The organism is Glutamicibacter uratoxydans (assembly GCF_050753455.1).
Lineage (GTDB): Bacteria > Actinomycetota > Actinomycetes > Actinomycetales > Micrococcaceae > Glutamicibacter > Glutamicibacter uratoxydans_A.
The window spans coordinates 2,131,195-2,151,326 of record NZ_CP192736.1; the positions used below are offsets into that span (position 1 = coordinate 2,131,195).

The following is a 20,132-nucleotide window of genomic DNA, read 5'->3' on the forward strand; positions in this document are numbered from 1 at the left end:
CCATTTCCTAAAGGATATAACGTTTCGGACACTAAACACGAAATACTGATCAATGTCCGTGTCTTTTACCGTGAAACTTGCTGCTTTCCACAGTATTCGACAAACTTACTTTTCAGAATCTAGAAGCTAGATTCCAACTTGCACACCGAGGTTTCCCACGATTAATTTTGCGATCATCACCACGATGAACAAGATCAAAAAGGACAAGTCCAACCGGATTCCACCCAAGTCAAGCGGCTTAATTCGTTTACGCAGCCAGCGCAGTGGCGGATCGGTGATGGATACAACTACTGATGCGGCAACCAAAGCAATCCCCTTTGGACGCCAGTGTCGCGCAAAGCTCTCAGTTACATCCAACACAATTCGCATTAATAGCAAAATCTGCAGGATGCTGAGCGCGAGATAAAGAATCCCGAATAGCATCGTCGTGCGTTCGCTCCTTGGCAGCTAGCTCTGGTTAAAGAAGGTAGCCTGGGCTTCGGACTGCTTACGGTCCTCTCCCAGTACCTCCACGCTAGCCGGGGAGAGTAAAAAGACCTTGTTAGTGACGCGTTCGATGGAACCATGAAGCGCGAAAACCAAGCCGGCGGAGAAGTCCACTAGACGTTTGGCATCGGTTTCGCCCATATCGGTGACATTCATAATCACCGGAATACCGTCGCGGAAGTTCTCACCAATGATTTTGGCATCATTGTAAGAACGTGGGTGCACGGTTGTAATCTGACGCAATTCGGAATCCTCATCCCTCACCGAAGGGGCACGCTTAATAGGAGTCACAGGAGCCCGGTATTCGGTTTCCTGCTCATAATTGGTTTGCGGAACCGAGGCTTTGGCTGCCGGGACCGGGCGAACTGCTTCGGCGGCTCTTTGTGGAGCCGGCTCTTCAACTACCCGCACCTGAGCGCGCTGCTCGGGCTTTTGTTCTGGAGCCTCTTCGTGCTCGACTGCATCAGCCAAGCCTAAATAGACCATTGCTTTACGTAGTCCATCAGCCACGATTCTCTCCTTTAATCCCGTACATGCAAGCGCAAGTGCATGATTCCGCTAATTCGACGCTACCGCACTAGATTCAGCTAGTGCAGTAAATCTGCCCCAAGACTTCGGTGTGTCGCAGGGCTCTAGGCAGTCTTCCAGATAACTCCGGCGATCCGTCCACTGGATGATGAACGGCGGTAGGAATAGTACTGCGGATTTTCCAGTGTGCACTGGGCGGAATTCCGGACACTAACCCCGAGATTTTCTAGTTGCTCGCTAGCCGCAGCCGGTAAATCCAAGCCTGCGCTTCCCCACCGGGTGACACTACCGATTCCGGGCATAACTTCTTCGGATTCGGCACGCATTGTTTCGGGAACTTCATAACAAGCACCGCATATGGCCGGGCCGATCACTGCTTCAATTTGATCGGAGCCAAGCTCCTGCATCTGCTGCACTGTGTGCCGAAGAATTCCATCAAGCAAGCCACGCCGCCCGGCATGGACCGCTGCAGTGATTGTCTGCTCTGCCTGTTCGTTGCGTCCCACGAAAAGCACCGGCAGACAGTCGGCGACCATCACTGCCAACGGATCAGCAGCATCCACGCTCACCAACCCGTCACAGGTAGGAACCTGCTGTTCACTGTGTTTCGTTGTTGAGTCTTGGATAAGACGAAGCACCGTGGCCGAATGGACTTGATTCATAAACTTCAGTGAAAACGCGCGAACCCCGATCCGCGACTCCAAGCTGGCACGGTTTTCCCGCACTTGGTGCGGGTCATCGTTCACGTGCAGGGCGAGGTTTCCCTCAGCCTGTGTGGTGAACGCCAGGTGGATCTGCGGATCGAGGTTCGATACGTAATGTAGCACTGCGTCAATAGTCCTTGCGTGGACTACTTCAAGAAGTCCGGCACGTCCAGATCATCGTTGGATCCGTTCAGATCCGAGTCGACGACATCGGGGATCTCCTGAAAGTCACGCTTAGATCCTTCGACCGGCTTGCTTTCGGTGACCGTAGTGGCAGCAGGCTTCTCGGCTGGCTGGGCCGGGGCTGCAGCTGCTGCGGGCTCGGCCGCTGGTGGAGTGGTGATGGATTGAGCTGGCAGCTTAGCCATCGGCTTGCTGGTGGCATCAACCGAGTCAAAACCGGCGGCAATCACAGTCACGCGGGCTTCGTCACCCAGTGCGTCATCGATGACGGCCCCGAAGATGATGTTGGCTTCTGGGTGTGCAACTTCCTGCACCAGACGCGCTGCTTCGTTGATTTCGAACAAACCAAGATCAGAACCGCCCTGAATCGAAAGCAGCACGCCGTGCGCGCCATCAATCGAGGCTTCCAGCAGTGGCGAGGCAATGGCTAGTTCGGCGGCCTTGACCGCACGGTCTTCACCGCGCGCCGAACCGATACCCATAAGCGCCGAACCTGCACCTTGCATCACGGATTTCACATCGGCGAAGTCGAGGTTGATCAGGCCTGAGGTGGTAATCAAATCGGTAATGCCCTGCACACCGGAAAGTAGCACCTGGTCTGCTTGACGGAAGGCATCCAAAACCGAGACGTTTCGATCGGAGATCGAGAGCAGTCGGTCGTTCGGGATCACGATCAGGGTATCGACCTCATCGCGCAGCGCCTCAATGCCGGCCTCTGCGGAGTTGGCACGACGACGGCCTTCGAAGGTGAATGGTCGAGTGACCACACCAATGGTCAGCGCACCGAGCGAACGGGCAATGCGAGCCACCACGGGGGCGCCACCGGTACCGGTTCCACCGCCCTCACCCGCGGTGACGAAGACCATGTCTGCGCCGCGCAGCACGTCTTCAATTTCTTCTACGTGATCTTCGGCCGCTTGGCGTCCGACATCCGGATTAGCGCCTGCGCCAAGGCCGCGGGTCAGTTCACGACCGACGTCAAGCTTGACATCGGCATCGCTCATTAGCAGGGCCTGGGCGTCGGTATTGATGGCGATAAATTCAACGCCCTTCAATCCAACTTCGATCATTCGATTGACTGCGTTTACACCGCCACCGCCGATGCCGACGACTTTAATGACCGCGAGGTAATTTTGTGGAGCTGCCACGTCCCGCTTCCCTTGTTAGTTGTGCTACATGAATCACGACACCAGCGCGAAACCTTCACCTTTAGCCTTAAGGTTGAGCTTCTGTCAAGCTATCGCTATAAGAACGCTATGAGTCGAACTGGTTTTGTTCAACGACCACCCGGGGGCGTGTCGCCTCTACTACGTTCCATCTTTCCAGACTTATCGCGCAAGATGCGGCTCCCACACCCACGACGCAAAAGTTAATACGTCACGGGATTCTCTGGATTAGAGATATCGATCACCTTGGGCGGATTCTCGGAAGTTTCCAACTCTTCCAAGAAAATCTTGGCCACTTGGTTCTTTAGCTCCGCTTTTCCTGCATCGCCCCAGACCAGCGTCCGGTCTTTGGGTAGGGCCAATTCCACAAATTGGGCTTGGCTGAGTTTAGCCGCCGAGGACTGAGCGATCACTTCGGGGTCAATCGAGCTGAGGATCGCGGTAAGCAGTTGAAAAGACTCGGCGTCTTCGGTTTCTTCCGAGGCGTTGACCGCAGGCAAGGCAAACTCATCATCCGGGGAAATTTCCTTGAGCTTGCGCCCATCGGAAGCGACCAGGTGGCGGCTCTCTCCAACTACCAGAATCGCCACCGGCTCAGCCTCGATAATCTCTATGACCAGAGTGTCGGGCATTTGTGCCCGCACCACGAGTTCATCGATGGCTGGCTCATCACCCACTAGCTCGTTGACCATCGCCTCAGAAATGCGCGGCAACGGAGTACCTTCCAAGACGGCCAGCCGTTCGGTAAGCGCCGACTCGCTCACCAAACTCGCGCCGGTCACTTGAACATGCTTGGCCGCTAAGACTGGGGTAAAGCTAAGAATCAGTACCGCGGCTAAGCTCAGTAGAACGACCCCACCGGTGATCCACAGGATCAACTTGCGTCGCTTCTTCTCCGGGCTTTCCGGTAGGGGTAAGACTTTTGCAGTTTCGCCCAAGGTCGTTCCTCTCTCAGCGCTGATGGGTTTCCAGCGCTTCGACGATCTGCGGACCAAGATAAGTCACATCACCGGCACCGATGGTCATAATGACATCACCGGGAGCTGCGGATTCCACCACCCGAGCAATGGCCTGCTCGGTGTTGAGCACGGCACTGGAAACCGCCACCCGGTCCGAAATCAGGGCGCTGGTGACCCCCTGAATTGGTTCTTCTCGGGCGGGGTAAATATCTAGTATCGCAACGGTGTCGGCCAGCGAGAGCGCTTCGGCGAATTGTCGGTAGAATTCCCGGGTCCGACTGAAAAGGTGTGGCTGGAAAATCACGTGTAGTTCGCCGGTATCGGCGACCGCGCGTCCGGCACGTAAGGCTGCGTGAACTTCAGTGGGATGGTGCGCGTAGTCATCAAAGACTCGAATTTGGGCCACTTCACCCTTGAGTTCAAAACGACGTGCAGCTCCGGTGAAACTGGCTAGCGCTTCGAGCGCCGCGTCAGCGTCCAACCCCACATGCAAACCGACAGCTAAGGCAGCGGTGGCGTTGAGCAGATTGTGCTCCCCCGGGATCCCCAAGTTCATTTCACGGCTTTCGCCGCTGCCCCACTCGACGGTAGCAACAAAGCGTTCACCCTCGGGGCGGGCATCGCTCAGACGGCGATCAGCCGCATCGGAAAACCCGTAGGTTTGTACACGTAGCTCGGGGCGCTCGCGACGCATCTGTCGAGCTAAGTCCGCCGCACCGGGATCATCCGCGCAGCAGATCAGCAGCCCATCTTCAGGCAGGAGCCGGGCAAAATCGACGAACGCCTGATGAACCGCGTCGGCGGTGCCGTAATGATCCAGATGATCGGCCTCGACGTTGGTCACAATGATGACGTTCGGGCGGTAATTCAGGAACGACCCATCAGATTCATCGGCCTCAGCAACAAAGACCGCACCTTCTCCCAGCTCGGCATTCACCCCGAGGCTGGCAATATTCGCGCCTACCGCAAAGCTCGGGCTTGCCCCAACACTGCGCAGCATGTGTGCGGTCAGCGCGGTCGTAGTAGTCTTTCCATGGGTTCCGGCCACGGTCACCGCGTGGTGGCCTTCCATGGCAGCAGCCAAGCCCTCCGAACGGTGCAGAATCTGCAATCCACGTTCTGTCGCGGCATCATATTCCGGATTCCCGGGCTTGATAATTGAGGAAATGATGACGGTATCGGCATCGCCTAGATTCTCGGCGGCATAACCCACATGAATCCTAGCTCCGCGGGCCCGCAGCTCTTCAAGTACTGGCAGGTCCTTGGCATCGGTACCCGAAACACTCAATCCGTGGTCGAGCAAGAGGCGAGCTACGGCGGAAACTCCGACCCCGCCAATGCCCATCAGGTGGACTTTGCCCAGTTCGCTGAGCTTCTGGTGCAGTTGCTGCGACATTACTTGCCTTCCTTGCCAGTTACCGAATCAACGGTGTCAAAATACTCGATGACCTGTCGCGCCATCACTTCGGCGGCGTTTGCTCGGCCTTGGGTTCCCGCGGCTCGGGACATTTGTTCCAATCGATCCTTATCCCCCAGCAGGGGCAGAACGGTTCCGGTCAGGTATTCGGGGGTGAAGTCTTGATCATCGACCAGAAGTGCGCCACCAGCGGCAACGAGTTCCCGGGCGTTGAGTTTCTGCTCGCCATTACCTATTGGCAACGGAACAAGCACCGAAGGTACCTGGGCCACCGCTAGTTCGCAGACAGTTCCGGCGCCGGACCGACAGATCATGAGATCTGCGGCGGCATAGGCGTAATCCATCCGGTCCACATACTCGAGTTGAGTGTACCCGGCGCTCTGCAGTGGTTCTCCGTCCTGTGTCATCACTTGTTTGCCCCGACCGGTGATGTGCACGGTATGGATGCCAGCGGCAGCAAGTTCAGACAGCGCACCTTCAATAGCCCGGTTTAGACTCAGTGCCCCGGAAGAACCACCGGTGACCAGCAAGACCGGCTTGTCATCACTCAACCCAAAGTATTCGCGGGCTTCGGCACGTAGCGCGGTGCGATCCATGCGCGCCACATGCGAGCGCATCGGCATCCCGATCTGCTGCTCATTGGGCAGACCAGTCTGCGCGAACGTCGTGGCTACGACCTTCGCGTGCTTCGCACCGATTTTATTTGCCAGTCCGGCCACCGAGTTCGCCTCATGAACGAAGATCGGTAGACCCATGCGTTTGGCTGCAATATAAGCCGGGGTACACACATATCCGCCAACCCCAATCAAACCTTGTGCGCCATCTTGACGAAGAATGCGGGTGGTCTGCCGCACGGCCTTGATAAAATTGAAGGGGAAGGTCAACAAATCCTTGGAGATGCTCCGTGGCATCGGAACCTTGGGAATTAGTTCCAGCCGGTACCCTGCGTCGGGCACGAGTTTAGTTTCTAAACCCTGGGCGGTTCCCAGCGCGAGAATTTGCGACTGGGGGCGCTGCTCACGGATCGCGTCAGCAATGGCTAGCATCGGTGAGATGTGACCGGCGGTTCCTCCCCCGGCGACGACCAAACGGATGGGCTCACTCATAATGCTCAGCTGACTCCTTATGCTCAAAATTATTCTCAAGCCGCCCGACGGCGGCGGTGTGCCTTTTCCGGCACGGGGTCTTTGAGTTTACGCGGCGTACCTTCTATTGTGCCGTGTCTGGGCCGGTTAGCAGTCCCTTAGTCTCGGCGCGTTTCTGATCCCGGGCGCTTGACAGCACAAACCCCATGGCCAGCGTGACGGCAAGCATGGCCGAACCACCGGAGGAAATGAAGGGCAATGGCACACCGATCACCGGTAGCAGCCCGCTGACCGTGCCGAGGTTAATGAAAGACTGGCCGATTACCCAGCTCATCAGGCAGGCCATCAGGATTTTGGTGTACAGATCGGTGGCACGCATTGCGATGCGATACATCGCCAAGGTCAGTAGCGTAAAGAGGATCAGTACCAGCAGCACGCCGATAAAACCGAACTCTTCACCCAGAATGGAGAAGATGAAGTCGTTTTGTGCCTCGGGGACATAAGACCATTTCATCCGTGACTGACCTGGGCCCACCCCGATCCAACCACCGGAGGCGAAGGCTTGCAGGCCCATATCTGCCTGATAGCAGTAAGTATCTTGTGGCCCGCAGTCAATTCCTAACCAAGCCAGCACGCGTGCCCGACGGTTATCGGAGAACATCACCAGTGCTCCGACGCCCACCAATCCGCCCAGACCGGTCAGCAACAGGTATTTCATCCGCAACCCGGCCAAGAAGAGTGCGGTTGCCAAAATCAGAATCAGCACCAAGCCGGTTCCCACGTCACGGCCGTACAGCACCAGCCCTAGCAGGCCTATGCCTACGGGCACAGCCGCTGGCACTATGACATGCTTCCAGTCGCGGAGCAACGCTTGCTTCTTCTCAAAGATTGCCGCGCAGTATACGGAAAGAGCGAGTTTAGCGAATTCACTGGGCTGCATACTGAATCCACCGATGAAGATCCAGTTCCGGTTACCCAGCCGGCTTTCGCCCAGCGGAGTGAAAGCCACAAGGGAAAGCAAAACCGCTGCCAAGACCACCGCAAAGGTGGCAAGACGGCGCAATTGGGTGGGTTTGAACAGCTGCATCACCAACATTGCGGCGATACCTAAGCCGGCGAACGCGGCTTGGCTTAAGGCCACTGTGAAACCGTCACGGCCGCTAGCGATCGCTTCAACCGAGGCCGAGGATTGCACCATCAGCACTCCAAAGACGGCCAACACGATGGTGCAAATCAATACCAAAGTATGGTCGATCGAGGCGCTGGTGCGGCTTCCGGCTTCAATGCTGGTAAACATCCGTTTCAGCCACGGGGGCTTGGGTGCGGACGTGTTACGCGGTTGTCCCTTGTCTTTGACCATCCCCGTGCCTCCCCCCGGCGGTGAAAAATGTTTAGTCGGCTTGTGCGATTTCATCCATCAGATCACTGACTGCGCTGATGAATGCGGTGCCACGCTGGGCGTAGGAAGTGAATTGGTCCATGGAGGCTGCGGCCGGTGCCATCAACACGGTGTCCCCGGCCTGTGCAAGTTCCGCCGCCTGACGCACAGCCTGGGTCATCACCCGAGACCCGTTCGGCGCCGTACCGTCGGCGTTGGTCGCCTCCCGGGTGATATCGTGTACCGGCACCTGCGGCGCGTATTCGGCTAGAGCCTGGAGCAAGCTGCTATTGTCGGTACCGATCAGCAACACCTGTTGCAAGCGCTGGGCATGTTTTCGGATGAGTTCGGCGTAATCTACGCCCTTGGACACACCACCGGCGATCCAGAGAACCTTGGTAAACGAACTCAGTGACGCGTCGGCCGCGTGGGGGTTTGTAGCCTTTGAATCATTAATCCAGAGGATTTCATCACGCCGAGCGACAGCCTGAATCCGGTGCGCGCCCGCGTCGAAACCTGCCAAGCCCTTAGCCACTGCCTCGGTCGGCACCCCGTAGGCACGGGTAAGAGCCGCGGCTGCGGCGGCATTGGCGGCGGTATGGCGGGGAACGATTTGCCCGATCTCGTCCAACGCAACTAGTTCAGCAGCGGTGTTGCGACGATCTTCGATAAAGGCCCGATCCACAATGAGCCCCTCGACGATGCCGATCATTGACATCCCCGGAGTGTCGGTGGTGAAACCAATAGCGCGGCAGCCCTCGATTACATCGGCGTCCTGCACCATCTTGATGGTTTCCGGTGCCTGATTGTTGAAGATGGCTGCGACTTGGGTGCGTTCGTAGATCCGCGCCTTGGCTTCCCGGTAACCATCGAATCCGCCGTGCCAGTCCACATGATCCTCGGCAAGGTTTAGTACCACCGAGGCCAGCGGCGAAATGCTGTGCGTGTAGTGCAGTTGGAAACTGGAAAGCTCCACGGCTAAAACGTCATAGCCTTCCGGATCGCGTACCGCGTCCAGAATTGGGGTACCAACATTGCCCACAGCAACGGCTTTGAGTCCCGCGGCGAGCAGAATCGATTCCGTCATCCCCACGGTCGTGGTTTTTCCGTTGGTTCCGGTGATCACCAACCATTGCGGGACTTTCCGCCCGGCACGGTTTTGCACCCGCCAAGCTAATTCCACGTCACCCCAGATAGCGATATCCGCTTCGGCGGCTTGGGCCAGCACCGGGTGGCGGGGGTTCCACCCCGGCGAAGTAATCACCAGTTGGGGTTGCTGCCCGTCAATGAGCGGCAAGGAACTAACGTGTTCTTCACCCAGCAATACCTGATGGGCACCAACAATTTTCAGTGTGTCGGCACGCTGGCGATTGAGCTCATCATCTTTGGAATCAATCACGGTCACCTTGGCGCCGAGTTCGATCAACGTGTCCGCCGCAGAGAAACCGGTGACCCCGAGTCCGGTGACTAGTACCCGTAAGTTTTTCCAGTCAGCGTCCCAGCTGGTTAGTTCATCTAGTACTACGCTCACAGTGCGACAACCCATTCAGAGTAGAAAAGTCCCAGTCCGGCAGCGACAAAGAGCCCGGCCAGAATCCAGAAACGAACCACCACATTCTCTTCGGACCAGCCCGAGAGCTCAAAGTGGTGCTGCAACGGTGCCATCTTGAACACGCGTTTGCCTCCGGAGAGTTTGAAGTACCCCACCTGGATGATCACCGACAGTGCGATCAGCACAAACAGACCCGCGATGATGACCAGCAACAGCTGGGTGCGGGAAAGGATCGCCATCGCGGCCACTGCGCCACCAATGGCCAGCGAACCGGTGTCGCCCATAAAAATCTTTGCCGGTTTAGCATTCCACCACAGGAAGGCGACTAGGGCACCGGAGATGGTGGCACCAAAGAGTGCCAAATCCTGTGGGTCGCGTACGGTGTAGCAAACCTCTCCAGCACCCATCAGCGAGCACGCCTGGTTTTGCTGCCAGATCCCCATCAGGGTGTAGGCACCAAAGACCATGATTGAGGCGCCGGTGGCTAGACCATCCAAGCCGTCGGTGAGGTTCACGCCGTTAGTGGTGGCGGTGACGATGAAGTTGGACCAGATCACAAATAGAACCAGCCCTAGCATCGGGCCAGCGAAAGCGAGGTCAATTTCGGTGTCGCGGAGGAATGAAATCGCGGTGGACGCCGGGGTCAGCCCTCGATCGTTGGGAAACTGCAGGGCGAGCACCGAGAAGCTGATCCCCACGATGGCTTGCAGGACAATTTTTTGCCAAGCACGCAGACCTAGCGAGCGACGTTTGGCGATCTTGATGAAGTCATCTAGGAAACCGACCAGACCCATGCCGCCGAACAGCAGCAGGACCAGCAGGCCGCTGGCGGTAATGCCAGCGCTGGTGCGGCCCAAGGCCGCCAGGATCGCGTGGGTCAGGAAGTAGCTGATGAATACCGACAAGATAATCACCACACCACCCATAGTGGGGGTACCGGACTTGACCGAGTGCGAGTTCGGCCCATCGTCGCGCACCACCTGCCCGTACTGCTTTTTGGTGAGCAGTCGGATATATAGCGGCATCGATACCATCGTCAGCACTAGGGCTATTCCGGCCCCTAAAATTAATGCGATCACGCTCCGCGACCTTCCTCTGCTAGTGCAGCGATGTCATCTCCAAGGAAACGCAGTCCGGCACCATTCGATGACTTGAACAGCACAATATCTCCCGGACGAAGTTGTTCGGTTAAGAACCGTTTGGCTTCCTCCACATCAGGAACGTAATGTGCTTCATCTCCCCAGCTGCCTTCGAGGACCGCTGAGTTGTAAGCTGGTTTGGCTTCGGCGCCAATCACCAGCAACTTCTTGATATTCATGCGAACTGCCAGTCGGCCGAGCATGTCGTGTTCGAGTACCGAGTCCGGTCCCAGTTCCAGCATTGCGCCGAGCACCGCCCAGGTACGGCGGGCATGGCCCTGCTCGTCGGGCAGTCCAAGTTCGGCTAGGGTGACCAGGGCTGCGCGCATTGAATCCGGGTTGGCGTTGTAAGCATCGTTGATGATCGTGACACCATCGGCGCGTTCAGTACGTTCCATGCGCCAGCGGCTGCCGGCACCAAGGTTGTTCAGGGTGGAGGCAATCAGTTCCGGAGCCAAGCCCAGCGCGTGGGCGGCGCTGGCTGCGGCCACAATATTGGTGGCGTGGTGCCGCCCCAGCAGACCGCTGGTAATCCGGTGTTTTGCCCCATCGGGGAAGTTAAGCGTCAAGTTGACCTGTCCGCGGGCATCTGTGGTGACGTCGCTGGCCCACACCGCCGCTGATTCGGGGGCGGTTCCAGCGGCACCGAAGTAGCCAAGGTTCGCCGCCGTCCGGGAGGACATCCGCGCCACCCGGGCATCATCATGGTTCAGCAGTGCGGTGCCGGTCGCTGGCAGCGCCTCGACCAGTTCACCCTTGGCGCGCTCGATGTTATCCACGCCTCCGAATTCTCCGGCGTGTGCGCTACCTACGCAAAGCACCACCCCAAGTTGTGGCTTGACCATATCGGTCAGGTAGCTCAGGTGCCCGATCCCGGTAGCCCCCATCTCAATCACCAGGTATTTGGTGTCTTCCGTGGCGGTAAAGACCGTGAGCGGTACACCCACTTCCCCGTTGTAGGAGCCGATGGGGGCCACGGTGGGCGCGTCTTGCGCTAACAAGGTGGCCAGCAGATCCTTGGTGGTGGTTTTTCCGGCCGAGCCGGTAATCCCCACGACCACTGCATCGTTGCGTGATTTCAGCAATTGCACAATATGGGCAGCTAACTGCCCCATGGCTTGCACCGCGTCGGCAACGATGACCGCCGGGTGCACGGTGCGCGAGGCGTCAAAGGTTTCCCGCTCGGCCAGTGCTGCGACGGCACCGGCTTGCAACGCGGAATCGATATAAGCATGGCCGTCGGAGAATTCTCCGGGCTTGGCAACGAACAGTGCGCCGACGCTGACTTCACGTGAGTCGGTGGTGACGGCGGAAATCACCGTGGCGGGCTGGACCGTAGCGGTCGCTTGGCCCCCGGTGATATCAAGGATCTCTTGGATGGACAGTTCAATCATGGCACTTAGGACTTTACACTCAGGCGAATTACTCGATGGATTGTGGGAATGCTGAAATGGGCGTGAATCCGTGTTTGACCAAGGCTCTGGCCAACTCCTCACGGTCATCGAGTGACACGTCGATTCCTGCGACTTCTTGGTAAACTTCATGTCCGCGCCCGGCTACCAGGATTGCGTCATTGACGTTGGCCAAACTCACAGCGAATTCCACGGCTCGATCGCGTGGCGCGACGTTATAGAGTTGCACATTCAGCCCATGGGTCTCGATAACCTGCTGCGCTCCGGCGGCTACCTGCTCCCGGATCGGACCGGGAGCTTCATCGTGCGGATCGTCATCGGTCACAATCACCACATCGGCATGTTGCGCGGCCACCGCTCCCATTACGGGGCGTTTGCTGGTGTCGCGCTCACCGGTGGCACCGAAAACTATGATCCGCCGTCCGTTAGCCTGCACCGGTAAGGACTCAAGCGCCTTGACTAGGGCATCGGAATTATGGGCGAAATCAACCACCGCTACCGGGGTTTCACCGATAACCTGCATGCGTCCGGGAACCGCGACGGAGAATGGGTCATACTGATCCAGCGCCTGCTGAACCTGCTCTACTGCGACCCCGCTAGTCAGCACCATACTCAGCGCCAAGGCCGCATTGGCGACGTTGAATAACCCTGGCAGTCCGGTGCGGACCTGCAAGGATTCACCTTGTGCCCCGGTTAGGGTGAAGGCATGGCCTAATCCGCTGGGATGCACAGAGTTCACTGTGAAGTATGCCGCGGGATTCTGCGAGTCAAGACTGAGTGTCTGTACCGGAATACGCGCTTCAGCAGCCAGCTTTTGCCCGTAGTGATCATCGATCATCACCACGGCACGCTCGGCACGCTCGGGTTCGAAGAGTCGTGCCTTGGTCGCGTAATACTCCTCCATCGAACCGTGCAGATCCAGATGGTCTTGGGTCAGGTTGGTGTAACCGGTGACCGCAAATTTCAGCCCAGCCACGCGCCCATAGCTCAATGAGTGGCTGGAGACCTCCATGGCCACCGACTGCACGTCCAGTTCGTTCATCCGAGCCAGCACGCCGTGCAGCTGAGTGGCTTCGGGGGTAGTCAGCACGCTTGGGATTCGCTCGCCGCGCACGGACATTTCGATCGTGCCAATGATTCCGGTGGTCCGCTCCAAGGCGTCGAGCAGCGCGCGAATCATAAAGGTTGTGGTGGTTTTGCCGTTGGTGCCGGTCACTGCGAAGAGCTGCGGGGTATGCCGATCGGTGCCGTAGATTCTTGCCGCGACGTCGGCGGCGATCGCACGTACTTCGGGCACCACGGCAACCGGAACATGGTTTTGCTCGCCGATCAGTTGGGCGCCACGCTCATCGGTTATCACCGCGCGGGCACCGTGAGCCAGGGCATCATCCACGAATTGTGCACCGTGGCGCTTTGCCCCGGAGATCGCTAAGAAAACGTCGCCGGGTTGAACGGTCTGGGGATTCAGGCTCACACCGCTCAGTTCCACGTCCTTGGCCTGGGGATTCAGGATTTTCGCGTCAATGCTGGCGCAGAGCCTGCGCCAATCAACCGACGCCGCATTGTGGGGGCGCAGGTACCGTTCGAGCTCACGCGGAGTTTCCTGCTGCTGCTTTACCAAGGTTTCTTCTGTTCCTTACCGATGAAGACGTTGTAGGTGTCGGGTTCCGTGGAGGACGGTGGGATGTTGAAGGTATTCAACGTGTGGCTCATTACCTCGGTGAAGGTTTCGGCTACCGTAAACTGCTTCCAGTCCCCCTGTGGCCGGAACATCGTGGCAACCACGACGAACTCAGGATCATCCAGCGGTGCTACTCCGGCAAAGGAATAAGTGTACCCGTCATACGCTCCGGTCTCACCGGCGGCCTGGCCGGTGCCGGTCTTCCCGCCAACCCGATACCCCGGTATTTTCATTTTAGTGCCGGTACCGTCCTGAACTACCGATTCCATGAGTTTTAGCATCTCGTCGGCTGTTGCTTTCTTCACAACCCGAGTTTCCTCTGGCGCGGCGGGCTGCTCGACACTACCATCTTCATTGATGTATGCCTCGATCAGGCTCGGGTCAATGCGAACTCCCCCGTTGGCGAGCGTCTGGAAAATTGAAGCGGTGTGCAGTACCGTCTGCGAATACGCCTGACCGAACATGGTGGTGAAGTGCTGGCGTCGGTCCCAGCCGCTAGGGTCAGCCAGCTGCCCTTTACTGGCACCGTTCAGGCCAACCTGAATAGCTTCGCCCAATCCGAATTTGCGCATGTAGTCATAGCGTTGTTGGCTGGAGAGCGTATTGCCCACCATCACCGTTCCGGTGTTATAGGACCGAGCAAAGATTCCGGAGACCGTCATATCGTAGGTGGCGTGGGGCAAAGAGTCGTTAATCGTCTCCTTGTTTACGGTGTACTTATTCGGAACTTTGAACTCATCGGTGGGTTTGACCTTACCCGCGTCAATTGCGGCGGCGAAAATTGCCGCCTTGCCGGTAGAACCAGGCTCGAAGGCGCGGGTAATGGACACGGAGCGGCGGAATTCGCTCGGGGTGGCCCCCGGATCGTTCGGGTCCATTTGTGCCGAGTCACCGATGGCGTAAATTTTGCCGTTCTTCACACCCATCACGACCACCGATACCCATTCGGCGTTGTAGCGCGCACGGGTTTTTTCCGCCTCGCGTTGGGCGACGAAGTTGATGTCGGAATCGATGGTCAACTGCACGTCTTGGCCGTTGATTGCCGGAATCTCTTCGACATCGGCCACAGCGATACGGACCCCGTCGGCGCCTACCTCGATCTTGCGGCTGCCGTCGGTGCCGCGGAGCCGATCTTCCTGACTCAGTTCCAGGCCTTCGGCACCCACCACGGAGGTTTGGTCTTCGGAGTTACGCACGAAACCAAGCAACGGGCCAGCAATTACACCTTGCGGGTACTGCCGTTCACTGCGCAGCTGAGAGACCAGGCGAGGCACACCTACTTCCATGACCTCGGTCTTAATCTCGGGGGTTACCCCCTTGGCAACGATCACATAGCCCTTGGGCTTTTGTCCGGAGGCGGGACGGATGGCTTGATAGACCTGCTCATAATCCTGTTCGAGAATAGTGGCGATCTCTTCGGCAGCCTGCTCGTAGCTCACCCTTTCCCGCTCGTTGGAGCCATCCAGCTTGAGACGTCCGAAGGTGTCTTTTTGTTCGCGTTGGTCGATGACCAGATCATAGCGATCCACACTCACGGCCAGGATGGTGCCATTGCGGTCCACGATTGAGCCACGTGCCGGGGTGATCACCTGTTCCCGTAGCCGGTCCTGTTGCGCAGCGTCAGCGACTTGGGCCGCGTTGATACCTTGGACATAAAACAGTCGGCCGGCGATGGCCAATAGTGCTGCCAGCGACAGAATCAAGATGAGTCGCATGCGTCGTTTCGCTGTGTCAACGGTCGTTGAGTTCATAATCCTGCTCTTTCCCCTCAACTTATAGTTCGACAGCGTGTGGTGCCGCCACCTTCTAGCTTAGAAAGGGTTCATTAGTTTGTCGGGGATTTGACCGATGGTGCCGGGATCGTGCCGCCGTTCAGCTCTTCACTGTCAAAGACCGGCCGTCCATCCGAAGCAACTTCACGTTCCTTGGTTTCGGCCTTCGGCTTCTGGCTTTCGGCAACCTTCTGCTCGGCTTCCTGCTTCTTTGCCTCGGCCGCCTTCTTCTGGTTAGCTTCGGCAACCTTGGCACTCTCGGCATCGTTACTTGCTTTGGAACGAATGCTTTCACCCGGAAGCGGAAGGCTCGCATAGTTGGCGCGATCGCCTTCGAGTTTCGTTGCTGGCTCTGCCGACTGCGTGATGGTGTCTGTTTGCAAATCAACCAGTCCCGGAGCGGCCGGTGCCACTAGACCTAGCTCCTTGGCACGCTTAGCTAAGGTCTGCGGTGCGGCTAAGGACTGAGCTTCTTTAAGCAACGTCTGGTTCTCTTGGGAGAGCACGCGCTCCTGGTTACGCAGGCTCACCATTTCATATTGCCGCTGAGCCACCGAGGTATTGAGCAGCACCAGTGAAACAATCACTGCGAATGCCAGAACCACCAACACAGCGATCATCACGATCAGTGGCCGGCGGCGCTGCGATGAGGAATGTGGAACGAGGGAGAGCGTCATCCGCCGTTTAGAGTCGACGAAGGGCACCTCGCTAGCGGCCACCGGTTCCGGTTGAACCGCGGCGGCGGTAGCCCCGGAAACCAGCTGCTGCGAGTTGTAAGCGGCGGTCTTGGGCAGACGGCGTGGTGCGCGTTGGCTCATGCTAGCTCCTCTTGAAAATACGCTCCACGGCCCGCAGGCGAGCCGATGCAGCACGAGAGTTTTCCGCAATTTCTTCGTCGGTCGGTTTCTCGGTCCCTTTCGTGAGGACCTTGAACACAGCCTTATGTTCCTCCAGCTCGACAGGGAACCCCGGAGGGGCCGATGAGGTGGATTCCTTGACAAAGAACTTCTTCGTGATTTTGTCTTCCAGCGAGTGGTAACTCATCACTACTACTCGTCCACCCGTGTTGAGCACCCGCATGGAAGCCGGAATCGCGCGTTCTAGTACGTCAAGCTCTTCGTTAACAGCGATCCGCAAAGCCTGGAAGGTGCGTTTGGCAGGGTGACCGGAGTTTCGCGCTGCCGCAGCGGGGATGACCGAACGAATGACCTCGACAAGCTCCGAAGTTGTGCGGATGCGTTGCTTCGCGCGCGCTTCGACGATGGCATACGAGATCCGGCCAGCAAATTTTTCTTCGCCCCACTGGCGAATAATCCGTTGCAGCTCTTCGCGTTCAAGATCGTTGACCAAATCCTCTGCGGTCGGTCCAACGGAAGTGTCCATCCGCATATCCAAGGGCGCGTCATAGGAGTACGCAAAGCCCCGATCGCGTTCGTCCAACTGTAAAGAGGAGACTCCTAAGTCGAAGAGTACTCCGTCTACACCAGCGAATCCCAAGTCTTCGACCACATCGGCGATTTCATCGTAAACAGCATGAACCAAGTCGGTTCGTTCAGAGAAAGCGGCTAACCGTTCACCGGCCAAAGCCAGGGCCTGCTCGTCACGATCCAACCCAATCAAGTGCAGGTTTTCATAACGCTGCAAGATGGCTTCAGAGTGACCGCCCATTCCTAGGGTGCAGTCAACGACAACCGCCCGACGATTTTCGGCATGAGCCCGCTCGATGCCTGGGGCCAACAAATTAATGCAGCGATCCAGCAGGACTGGAATGTGCCGTTCTGCTGTTGGCCGTGGTTCGTCGTTCGCTGGCATTGTGCCCCCTTGTCGCCGTGTCGTTGTACTGAGATCAGATCCCCCTCCAACCCAAAGCTGGTGCATCGGTTCTGACTCCGGGGAAGTGAAGTCAGACCCGTGCTGCTTTAAGGTGGCTGGAGATCTCATCCCAGCCTTGGTGCTCTGCCAAGCTGATTAGGCTTTAGCTAAGACCAGGTATTTCTTCCTCGTCAGTATCGGAGAAGGCATCTTCTTGCTGCTGCAGGTATTCCTGCCATGCCGTGCTATCCCAAATTTCAATGCGGTTACCTGCACCGATCACTGTGACCTCACGGTCTAGTGCGGCGTAGCTACGTAGCATCGCTGGGATTGTGACCCGCCCTTGCTTGTCTGGCACTTCATCTGAGGCACCGGACAGGAACACACGTGCATAGTCTCGTGCCCGGCGAGAAGAAAGCGAAGCTTGCGCGAGTTGCTCATGTTGCTTCTCAAATTCCCGCTGGCTAAAGACATAGATGCACCGTTCCTGCCCACGAGTCAGCACCAGCCCATAGGACAGCTCTTCACGGTATTTGGCAGGTAGAATCAGCCTCCCCTTGTCATCAAGGCGTGGTGTATACGTCCCTAAGAACACGTACCCCGCCTTTCACGAGAAGTGGTGATTCTGCCATCTCCCTCTACTACGCTCCACTTTACTCCACACCCCTCCACTGTCAACGCGATTAGAGGCGGTTTCATCCTTAAATGGAGAAAAGAACCCGGAATTATCAGGGTTCTTACAGGGGGTGCTCGGTGGAGGGTTTTGTCCGCCCATTCCAAATCGAGGATGCCTATGAAGCAGAAATCTGCTGATTTAGGGGTTATTCAGGCCACGGATCACGCGCGTGGAGGAAAGTGGGGGTCTGGGGTGGGGCAAAGATCCGTGAGTGCAGTGTTGTGAATGGGGCTTTCTTAGAGCTTGCCGTGAATCCACTGCGTATCAGTCTGGAGAATAATTTTTGGGCATAAAAAAGGCACGATCCAATTGGATCGTGCCTTCGCTCACTTAGCAGGCGTCAGCGCCCGTCCTGATCACGTTTACGCTGATTCCATTTTTCTTCCAGGCCAGACATGAACTGGGAATTCCCGCCCGAAGGACTCTTCGTCCGTCCAAAACTAGGAGAACCGCCAATCTTCCCTGTTGACGACTTCTTCAGCGCAAGCGCCACCCCACCAAACATCACGATGAAGCCAATGACTCCGACAATGATCAGGTGCTGCGAAATACCAAAAATCAGCGCAGCTAAACCGATGATGAAGACCAGCGCACCCAACGCAATATGACGGGTTGAAAGTTTGCCAGCGTTTCCAGACGCCTTCATGTTGGAAGCGAAGCGACGATCTTCATGCAACTGCTTTTCCAGCTGCTCCAGCAGACGTTGCTCATGCTCGGATAGCGGCATCGTCCTCTCCTCCCAATCATTTCCCTGACGGTTTCTTCCTCCGTCAACACATATAACGAATAGACCTAGGATTTTGTTCCAGCTACTTCGTCTACGTATCTCTAAGGATAGTCTTTTTCACCACTCGCCTGCTAGTTGATCCCGGATTCTGTTGAAACCTTCAGCAACTATTCCGACGAGTCATCAGGTTTGTGTGGTTTAACCAGTCTGGCCGGGGTGAGACGACCGGTCGGGAAGCGTAAAGCAATCGAATCTGCGATCTTCTCAGCCTCCCGAGTCTTTTCGTCTTTAGGGTCAAGGGTCATCTGTAGGCCCACGTTTGCCTGAGCTAATTTCTCCACCCGAACACCAACGAGCCTTACTGCCTGGTCCAAAGGCTGGAGTTTGCGGAATAGTTCAATAATCCCGTTGCTGATCAGTGAGGGTGAGTCACTTGGTGCGCTCAAAGTCTTCGAACGGTTTGTAGTCGTGAAATCCGCATATTTAATCTTGATGGCTACGGTCTCAGCTAACTTCCTGCCCCGACGTAGCCGTGCGGCTACCCGGTGGCTGAGTTCAACGAGTTCATTTTCCAAACTTTGGGTATCCCACAGATCGGTCGCGAAGGTGTGCTCGGCAGAGATCGATTTCTCTTCACGCACCGGATTAACCGGCCGCTCATCGATTCCGTGCGCTAATCGGTAGAGATTCTTGCCATGTTCACCAAAGCGTTGCACGATCGATGATTCAGAATGCGCCGCTAGATCAGAAACTGTCTGTATCCCTGCCCGATCGAGTTGTTCTAATGTGCGTTGCCCAACACCCCACAAGGCACCAATCGGTAGTTGATGGATGAATTCCACGGTGCGTGCCGGAGGTACCACAACTAAACCGTTGGGTTTAGCGTGTTCCGAAGCCAGCTTGGCCACAAACTTGTTCTTTGCGACTCCGACGCTTGCTGGTAACCCCAGTTCTTGGGCCAGGTGCTGCTTAATCGACTCGGCAATAGCGACCGGGCCGCCCAAGCGTCTAAGACTGCCGGTGACATCTAAGAATGCCTCGTCGATACTCAGTTGTTCAACGAGTGGGGTGATGGTCGAAAAATAGCCCATAATGCGCTGAGAAACCTGCGAATACTGCGCGTGGTTCGGTTCGATTATCTTTGCGTGCGGCGCCAGAGCTTGAGCTTGGGACATTGGCATTGCCGATCGGACTCCGAGGGCCCGGCAACTATAGGACGCCGACAGCACAACGCTGCGTCCGGAGGCGAAGCCGACGATGACTTGCTCTCCCACTAACTCGGGACGTGACAGGAGCTCGACCGAGACGAAAAACGCATCCATATCGACGTGCAGTATGGCCCGCTCAGGCTTCTCGTTCATACTGCTCAGTCTACTGAGCGTCACCGACGCTCACGGTTATTCGCATTAGTGCGACGCACCAGAACCCCCACATCGGTGATGTATCCGATTCACT

Annotated in this window: 18 protein-coding genes; all 18 read right to left on the minus strand. The window is 57.1% G+C overall.

The window, feature by feature from the left end; all coding sequences use genetic code 11:
- Positions 1 to 126 precede the first annotated feature (126 nt).
- The gene (locus tag ACQQZ8_RS09765; protein ID WP_431709639.1) at positions 127 to 423 is read right to left on the minus strand and encodes a YggT family protein; all 297 of its coding nucleotides are present in this window, start codon (positions 421 to 423) and stop codon (positions 127 to 129) included.
- A gap of 24 nt (positions 424 to 447) precedes the next feature.
- Positions 448 to 996, minus strand: a complete 549-nt coding sequence (locus tag ACQQZ8_RS09770; protein ID WP_431709640.1) for a cell division protein SepF — start codon at positions 994 to 996, stop codon at positions 448 to 450.
- A gap of 122 nt (positions 997 to 1,118) precedes the next feature.
- The gene (gene pgeF, locus ACQQZ8_RS09775; protein WP_431709641.1) at positions 1,119 to 1,841 is read right to left on the minus strand and encodes a peptidoglycan editing factor PgeF; all 723 of its coding nucleotides are present in this window, start codon (positions 1,839 to 1,841) and stop codon (positions 1,119 to 1,121) included.
- 23 nt (positions 1,842 to 1,864) lie between these two features.
- Positions 1,865 to 3,049 carry a cell division protein FtsZ gene (gene ftsZ / locus ACQQZ8_RS09780; protein ID WP_431709642.1) on the minus strand — a complete coding sequence of 395 codons (1,185 nt, stop codon included), beginning with the start codon at positions 3,047 to 3,049 and terminating at the stop codon, positions 1,865 to 1,867.
- Positions 3,050 to 3,270: 221 nt separating this feature from the next.
- A complete protein-coding gene (locus ACQQZ8_RS09785) occupies positions 3,271 to 4,005 on the minus strand; it encodes a cell division protein FtsQ/DivIB (RefSeq protein WP_431709643.1) in 735 nt (244 codons plus the stop codon).
- A gap of 13 nt (positions 4,006 to 4,018) precedes the next feature.
- Positions 4,019 to 5,422, minus strand: coding sequence for a UDP-N-acetylmuramate--L-alanine ligase (murC, locus tag ACQQZ8_RS09790; protein ID WP_431709644.1), 1,404 nt, complete (start codon positions 5,420 to 5,422; stop codon positions 4,019 to 4,021).
- Positions 5,422 to 6,549, minus strand: a complete 1,128-nt coding sequence (gene murG / locus ACQQZ8_RS09795; RefSeq protein WP_431709645.1) for an undecaprenyldiphospho-muramoylpentapeptide beta-N-acetylglucosaminyltransferase — start codon at positions 6,547 to 6,549, stop codon at positions 5,422 to 5,424. Before murG ends, murC begins: the two co-directional genes overlap by 1 nt.
- 103 nt (positions 6,550 to 6,652) lie before the next feature.
- Entirely contained in the window at positions 6,653 to 7,825 is a 1,173-nt protein-coding gene (locus ACQQZ8_RS09800; protein WP_431709646.1) for an FtsW/RodA/SpoVE family cell cycle protein, read from the minus strand.
- Between the two features lie 94 nt (positions 7,826 to 7,919).
- Positions 7,920 to 9,452: a UDP-N-acetylmuramoyl-L-alanine--D-glutamate ligase gene (gene murD / locus ACQQZ8_RS09805; RefSeq protein ID WP_431709647.1), complete on the minus strand. Its 1,533-nt coding sequence runs from the start codon at positions 9,450 to 9,452 to the stop codon at positions 7,920 to 7,922.
- Complete coding sequence (gene mraY, locus ACQQZ8_RS09810) at positions 9,434 to 10,537, minus strand: phospho-N-acetylmuramoyl-pentapeptide-transferase (protein WP_431709648.1); 1,104 nt, start codon at positions 10,535 to 10,537, stop codon at positions 9,434 to 9,436. The genes murD and mraY overlap by 19 nt, the downstream gene beginning before the upstream one ends.
- Positions 10,534 to 11,991, minus strand: a complete 1,458-nt coding sequence (locus tag ACQQZ8_RS09815; RefSeq protein ID WP_431709649.1) for a UDP-N-acetylmuramoyl-tripeptide--D-alanyl-D-alanine ligase — start codon at positions 11,989 to 11,991, stop codon at positions 10,534 to 10,536. The genes mraY and ACQQZ8_RS09815 overlap by 4 nt, the downstream gene beginning before the upstream one ends.
- Positions 11,992 to 12,019: 28 nt before the next feature.
- Positions 12,020 to 13,630, minus strand: coding sequence for a UDP-N-acetylmuramoyl-L-alanyl-D-glutamate--2,6-diaminopimelate ligase (locus tag ACQQZ8_RS09820; RefSeq protein ID WP_431709650.1), 1,611 nt, complete (start codon positions 13,628 to 13,630; stop codon positions 12,020 to 12,022).
- Positions 13,624 to 15,441 (minus strand): peptidoglycan D,D-transpeptidase FtsI family protein, encoded by a 1,818-nt coding sequence (locus ACQQZ8_RS09825; RefSeq protein ID WP_431709651.1) that lies wholly within the window; start codon positions 15,439 to 15,441, stop codon positions 13,624 to 13,626. The genes ACQQZ8_RS09820 and ACQQZ8_RS09825 overlap by 7 nt, the downstream gene beginning before the upstream one ends.
- Before the next feature lie 74 nt (positions 15,442 to 15,515).
- Complete coding sequence (locus tag ACQQZ8_RS09830; protein WP_431709652.1) at positions 15,516 to 16,280, minus strand: hypothetical protein; 765 nt, start codon at positions 16,278 to 16,280, stop codon at positions 15,516 to 15,518.
- Position 16,281: 1 nt separating this feature from the next.
- A complete protein-coding gene (gene rsmH, locus ACQQZ8_RS09835) occupies positions 16,282 to 17,274 on the minus strand; it encodes a 16S rRNA (cytosine(1402)-N(4))-methyltransferase RsmH (RefSeq protein ID WP_431709653.1) in 993 nt (330 codons plus the stop codon).
- A 163-nt stretch (positions 17,275 to 17,437) separates the two neighbouring features.
- Positions 17,438 to 17,869 (minus strand): division/cell wall cluster transcriptional repressor MraZ, encoded by a 432-nt coding sequence (gene mraZ / locus ACQQZ8_RS09840; RefSeq protein ID WP_431709654.1) that lies wholly within the window; start codon positions 17,867 to 17,869, stop codon positions 17,438 to 17,440.
- A gap of 421 nt (positions 17,870 to 18,290) precedes the next feature.
- On the minus strand, positions 18,291 to 18,677 hold the full coding sequence (locus tag ACQQZ8_RS09845) for a DUF3040 domain-containing protein (protein ID WP_431709655.1): 387 nt from the start codon (positions 18,675 to 18,677) through the stop codon (positions 18,291 to 18,293).
- Between the two features lie 167 nt (positions 18,678 to 18,844).
- Positions 18,845 to 20,038, minus strand: coding sequence for a DNA polymerase IV (gene dinB, locus ACQQZ8_RS09850; protein WP_431709656.1), 1,194 nt, complete (start codon positions 20,036 to 20,038; stop codon positions 18,845 to 18,847).
- Positions 20,039 to 20,132: the final 94 nt, after the last annotated feature.

What these genes read in the sequence shown, in the direction of transcription:
- ACQQZ8_RS09765 (WP_431709639.1), bottom strand. Translation starts at nt 423, where the DNA reads ATGCTATTCGGGATTCTTTATCTCGCGCTCAGCATCCTGCAGATTTTG.
- murC (WP_431709644.1), bottom strand. Translation starts at nt 5,422, where the DNA reads ATGTCGCAGCAACTGCACCAGAAGCTCAGCGAACTGGGCAAAGTCCAC.
- murG (WP_431709645.1), bottom strand. Translation starts at nt 6,549, where the DNA reads ATGAGTGAGCCCATCCGTTTGGTCGTCGCCGGGGGAGGAACCGCCGGT.
- ACQQZ8_RS09800 (WP_431709646.1), bottom strand. Translation starts at nt 7,825, where the DNA reads ATGTTTACCAGCATTGAAGCCGGAAGCCGCACCAGCGCCTCGATCGAC.
- murD (WP_431709647.1), bottom strand. Translation starts at nt 9,452, where the DNA reads ATGGGTTGTCGCACTGTGAGCGTAGTACTAGATGAACTAACCAGCTGG.
- ACQQZ8_RS09815 (WP_431709649.1), bottom strand. Translation starts at nt 11,991, where the DNA reads ATGATTGAACTGTCCATCCAAGAGATCCTTGATATCACCGGGGGCCAA.
- ACQQZ8_RS09825 (WP_431709651.1), bottom strand. Translation starts at nt 15,441, where the DNA reads ATGAACTCAACGACCGTTGACACAGCGAAACGACGCATGCGACTCATC.
- ACQQZ8_RS09830 (WP_431709652.1), bottom strand. Translation starts at nt 16,280, where the DNA reads ATGAGCCAACGCGCACCACGCCGTCTGCCCAAGACCGCCGCTTACAAC.
- rsmH (WP_431709653.1), bottom strand. Translation starts at nt 17,274, where the DNA reads ATGCCAGCGAACGACGAACCACGGCCAACAGCAGAACGGCACATTCCA.
- ACQQZ8_RS09845 (WP_431709655.1), bottom strand. Translation starts at nt 18,677, where the DNA reads ATGCCGCTATCCGAGCATGAGCAACGTCTGCTGGAGCAGCTGGAAAAG.
- dinB (WP_431709656.1), bottom strand. Translation starts at nt 20,038, where the DNA reads ATGAACGAGAAGCCTGAGCGGGCCATACTGCACGTCGATATGGATGCG.